The 4,897-nt window shown below is 33.0% G+C and carries 6 protein-coding genes; all 6 read left to right on the top strand.

Annotated elements, in window-relative coordinates; all coding sequences use genetic code 11:
• Positions 1-136: 136 nt before the first annotated feature.
• Positions 137-367 (top strand): hypothetical protein, encoded by a 231-nt coding sequence (locus WC623_RS24710; RefSeq protein ID WP_372856244.1) that lies wholly within the window; start codon positions 137-139, stop codon positions 365-367.
• Between the two features lie 2 nt (positions 368-369).
• On the top strand, positions 370-1,467 hold the full coding sequence (locus tag WC623_RS24705) for a hypothetical protein (protein ID WP_372856242.1): 1,098 nt from the start codon (positions 370-372) through the stop codon (positions 1,465-1,467).
• 281 nt (positions 1,468-1,748) lie between these two features.
• Positions 1,749-2,570 (top strand): hypothetical protein, encoded by an 822-nt coding sequence (locus WC623_RS24700; RefSeq protein WP_372856240.1) that lies wholly within the window; start codon positions 1,749-1,751, stop codon positions 2,568-2,570.
• A 292-nt stretch (positions 2,571-2,862) separates the two neighbouring features.
• Complete coding sequence (locus WC623_RS24695) at positions 2,863-3,555, top strand: hypothetical protein (RefSeq protein ID WP_372856238.1); 693 nt, start codon at positions 2,863-2,865, stop codon at positions 3,553-3,555.
• Positions 3,556-3,701: 146 nt separating this feature from the next.
• Positions 3,702-4,532 carry a hypothetical protein gene (locus WC623_RS24690; RefSeq protein WP_372856236.1) on the top strand — a complete coding sequence of 277 codons (831 nt, stop codon included), beginning with the start codon at positions 3,702-3,704 and terminating at the stop codon, positions 4,530-4,532.
• Between the two features lie 128 nt (positions 4,533-4,660).
• On the top strand, positions 4,661-4,897 hold a 237-nt coding region (locus WC623_RS24685), incomplete at its 3' end, for a hypothetical protein (protein WP_372856234.1).

The raw sequence follows: 4,897 nt of genomic DNA, 5'->3' as shown, positions 1-4,897 counted from the left end.
TATTAAAGAACTTAGAGATTCAACCAATGAAATTCTAAGAAATAACTTCAACATCATGTACAGCAATATGTAATTAATTTTACTATTACCATAACAAATTTTTACGGCGTAAATATCTAAAAAACTGGAATAAAAAATGATTGAAAGTAAAATTGATGACAATATAAAGGAAGAAATTGTCAGTTTTTTTAGCACTCATGTTAAATATTTTAAATCACTGGTTTCCTACCATTATTGTGTTTCAAATAATTTGTTAGAAAAATACAAAGATGAATGGGACTGGCATTATTTGAGCACAAACGAGTCGTTACTATGGTCTTTAGAATTACTTGAAAAATATAAAGATAATTGGAATTGGAAAGTTTAAGTATGAGCAAGGTATTACCTTGGTCAATAGAGTTATTGGAAAAATTTGCAAATAAATGGGATTGGGGGAATTTATGCTCAAACGAAACCATTCACTGGTCAATAGAATTAATTGAAAAATACGAAGATAAATGGGATTGGAAGAAATTAAGTACAAATAAATCTCTACCTTGGTCTCTTGAGTTAATTGAAAAATATAAAGATAAATGGGATTGGTCTCGAGTACTTAGTATAAACAAGACTTCACCATGGTCAATAAAATTACTTGAAAAATACAAAAATAGATGGGGTTGGTCTTGGTTAAGTAAAAATAGAGGATTGCCGTGGTCAATAAAATTTATAAAAAAACATAAAGACAGTTGGGACTGGTTATCTTTAGCCTGTAATGAGTCTTTGCCATGGTCAGATATTATATTTACGGATCAATTTTTTCTTTTATACCAAAATAAACACATACCGGGATCTGGACATTATCTGTCAAGAAATAAAGCTTTCCCTTGGTCGGAAGAATTTATAGAAAGATATAAAAAATATCTGGATTGGGGAGGCGGGGCCGGCCAGGATGGAAATATACTGTTCGGATTAAGTGGAAATGAATCATTGCCATTTTCGATAAGATTGATTGAAAGATATGAGAATGAGTGGTCTTGGGAAATACTTAGTCAAAATAGAGGAATAAAATTTTCTTTAGAATTGATAAAAAAGTATGAAAATAAATGGTTATGGGGAAAATATAAGGAAGAGGATAGTATAATAGGGTTAAGTAGCAACGAATCATTACCATGGTCCGAGGAATTGGTGGAGATGTACAAAGATAAATGGTATTGGGGACATAATATTTGGGCACCTTTTGAATTTGGCCATCCTTGTTATAATGGATTAAACAATATAGAATCTTTCCCTTGGACAATCAATTTTATTGATAAATATTATGATAAAATGGTGAATGTTAATAATAAATATTATATATTGGATTTATCTCTTTTAATTCATAATCAGAGTATATGGGAAAAAGCATTTAAACCATATATTGATTCTGATGTTATTTGTTCTGTGTTTAATAAAATTTCATATTCTGAAGAAATTCCAAATAGTAAGTGAGATGAGAAAAATAAAATTACTAGAACTAGTAAAAATTTGTCTTTAATTGATTTTATTAAAGATATATTGTCCTTTAAGTAACATCATTTGTTTAGATAAAATATATAGTATTATCTAATGGTTCATTCCTATAACAATCCGCTTCAGCCAACGCTTAGAGCTGCTCGACAAAAGTAAGATTTGAGAGCTTTTGAAGGATATGAGAACAAATAAAGGAACAGCACTTTGTCATCCAGCGTGGCTGAGCGTTGTCCGTTATACAATTTACATAAAGGAGATATATGAAAACCATAAACTACTTAATTTTCTTTGTGGCTTATATGACAATTACTGTTTCAATTTTAGCAGAAGATACAATTACTGACATTTTTGAACAATCAACAGTCGGAATGTTTGTTGGTTTTAGAGATAACCAAATTTTATTTATACCATCAAATAAAATAGATACCTCATTTTATTTATTTTCCATAGTAGATAAATTAGAATTATCGGATGGACAAATATTAACTCGAAGTGACTTAATTGACAAATCGGAGAATTGGAAAAAACAAACCGAATTATATTCAGATAAATCTTTTACATATCCTCAAAATAATACCGTCATAAATGAGCCTAAACATCCATTTGTCAAGTTTAAAGAATATTATAGAGATAATACATATCCTAATATTTTTTACTTTAAGATGATTTTCGGAGAAATATCAAAAAAAGATTATGTTATTGATATACTTACATATTGGTGCAATAAGGTGGCTTATGAATATGGCTATAACTATTATTCTATTGAAGACCTTCAGATTGTCAATGAGATATTTATTCAGTATCATGTATTTACAGTGCAATTCTATAAATCTGAAATAGTCAGTCCATGTGAAGACCCTATATTCCAAACAATCAAAGAAAAAAAATTTGAAGATCTTAGCGAACGAGAATTTGAATACTACAAGATAAAAAGCAAGGAATGTGATGATTATAATAACAGGCTTGTGCTTAAGCAAGGGCAAGTAAAACAGAAACAACAATCAAAAGAAAGAAATGAAATACTTTGGTTATTAATATTAGTGATATGGATACCATATTATATATCGACGTTATCATTATAACTTGTACGAGGTTCAATATGATGGACTACCTATTAGGACAATATGACATGAGTGCGCGAATGAGAAGAACATCTGGCGAAAATCGGGCGAGCCGTGTCAGGTCTGAGGACTTGACAAACGGATTATTAATGATTAAAATACAACTGTATGAAAATAGAAAAGCAAAATGAATCTGGAAGGTTGGCAAGGGAGAAACTCACAGGTTTCTTCATTAAGAAACTTGTTTCTGAATAGAGAAACCTGTTTTGCCAATAAAGGATCTTTATAAACATATGTTAGGCGTATAAAACATGTGAAAGGAGAAATAATGAAATATCTGATCATTTGTATTTTATTTTTAATGTTTTTTTCATGCAATAAGAACAATAGCGATATTTTGCCGGATTATGATTATTTTGATTTATCAAACTATTTTCCTCTACAGATTGGTAATAGCTGGATTTATGAAATGGAAAATATTGGTGAATGGGCAATTCTACAACGAACAATTGTTGATACTATAAGAAATAATGAGAGACAACTATTATATAAAGCTAAATGGGGAATTCTAAATTATCCCCCTGATTCATATTTATTTGAATATTACTATTGGAATAATTCAGGCTTAAACAAGTACTCATGTGGAATTGAAGATACATGTAAAAACACAACAGGAGAAATATTACCTCCATATCTTGAATTAATTATTAAGTCTCCAGTATATGAAGGAGAAAAATGGAATCGTGGGCCTGAGTGGTTGACATCTGAAAGATTAGTTGAATTTTCTATTCTTGACAGCTTAGTAATATATAATAAAGTAAGTTCTACTATATGCGACACGATATTTTATAATGTTGCTGTCATCAGTTATACGAATACAACAAGTAATGAAACTGTAAATACCTATGAATATTATGCTCCAAATTTCGGATTAATAAATTACTATACTATTTCTGAGACTGATACAGTTTATCAATTACGCCTTTTAGACTATAAAATTGAATAATAACATGAAATAACAATTGAATAGGGTAAGATAAAATTATTTGCTAACAATATGCTTAAGATCGACTCAAAAACGCTAGCACGTTTTTGAGCGTCTTAGCATTCGTGTTAGCAAATTATCAAATTAACCTTATGAAGGATTAACCAATGAAGAACATTTTTAAAATTTTTGTAATAACCGTTCTCGGGACTATTGGAGGTTCGCTCATCTGTCAGACCACACCATTTGTATTGAATCAGTCCCCAATATATACAGATAAAATATCCGGAGAGATCACAGCGGTGGTAAATAGTTTGCCGAATTATCATTTGTTAGCCGAAAAATTCGGTAATTTCGATCCGACGCTTCATCCCGACAGACCGATGGGAAACATAAATTTGAGAATTTCTTATCATCGATTTAGCGCTGCGGTCGGCCTTTATATGAAATACACTCCGCAAGGAGGTGTTTACGCACTCGGATGGAAGCCACAAGGCGGCGGTATGATAGTCGGATACGATCCAAATCAGGCAAGGGCTGTTCAACATCAATGGAAATATTTACAATTAAATGTTATGTTATGTCGAAGACAATGGACGAATATCGGATTTGAAATGAATTTGATTCCCACGGATGGCGCCATTCCATATTATAGGGTGACAGCCTATAAGACTTTCAACCGATTATCATATTCCGTGGGTGTTGCCTGCCCGTCACTTTATTTCATTCCGTTTCCAGTGACATGGGAAGCGAGTATTGCCTATACGGTAAAACCGCCCTGTTTCATACTTGGTGAAATTCAAAACACATCCAAACCTTATGATGGAGACAATAATCCTGAGGGCTATGTACTGCTCGGAGGCATCGGCGTGGATATTCTTCGCAATTTCCGCGGGATATTATTCTATCAGGTGTACAAAAACAATTTTGATTACGACGTTCCCTATACACGATTTGATCGTCGGTTCGGTACACAAATTCAGTTTCATGTTCAATAAGATTTATGCTTTCTTCATCGTTTGCTAATGACCGTGCGGAGATACCGGCTTGATCTTGTCGATGAATTCAGTGTATGAGATATTTTCAAGAGAGTCGGGAATAATTTATTAGAAGGAAGGTACAAAAGATGAAACCGGAATCGATAGCAGGACATTCATTTTTATGTTCGTGGAGTGGTGGTAAGGATTCGTGCTTAGCGTTATATCACGCTATCCATCAAGGCGGCATACCGCAGTATCGTCTCAGTGGGCGAATTGACGCCGATGTCAAAGCACAACCCGGTAAGGCGCTTTGCATCTGGGGAGACGCCGGATGGGGCGGCCTGGTGCGTCAAGGCAAGTACCGGGACCACCGCTATTCGGAT

The sequence above is a fragment of the Pedobacter sp. genome, assembly GCF_041645105.1.
GTDB lineage: Bacteria > Bacteroidota > Bacteroidia > Sphingobacteriales > Sphingobacteriaceae > Pedobacter.
Note: the sequence above shows the minus strand (reverse complement) of the source record. Positions and strands in the feature narration are given on the sequence as shown.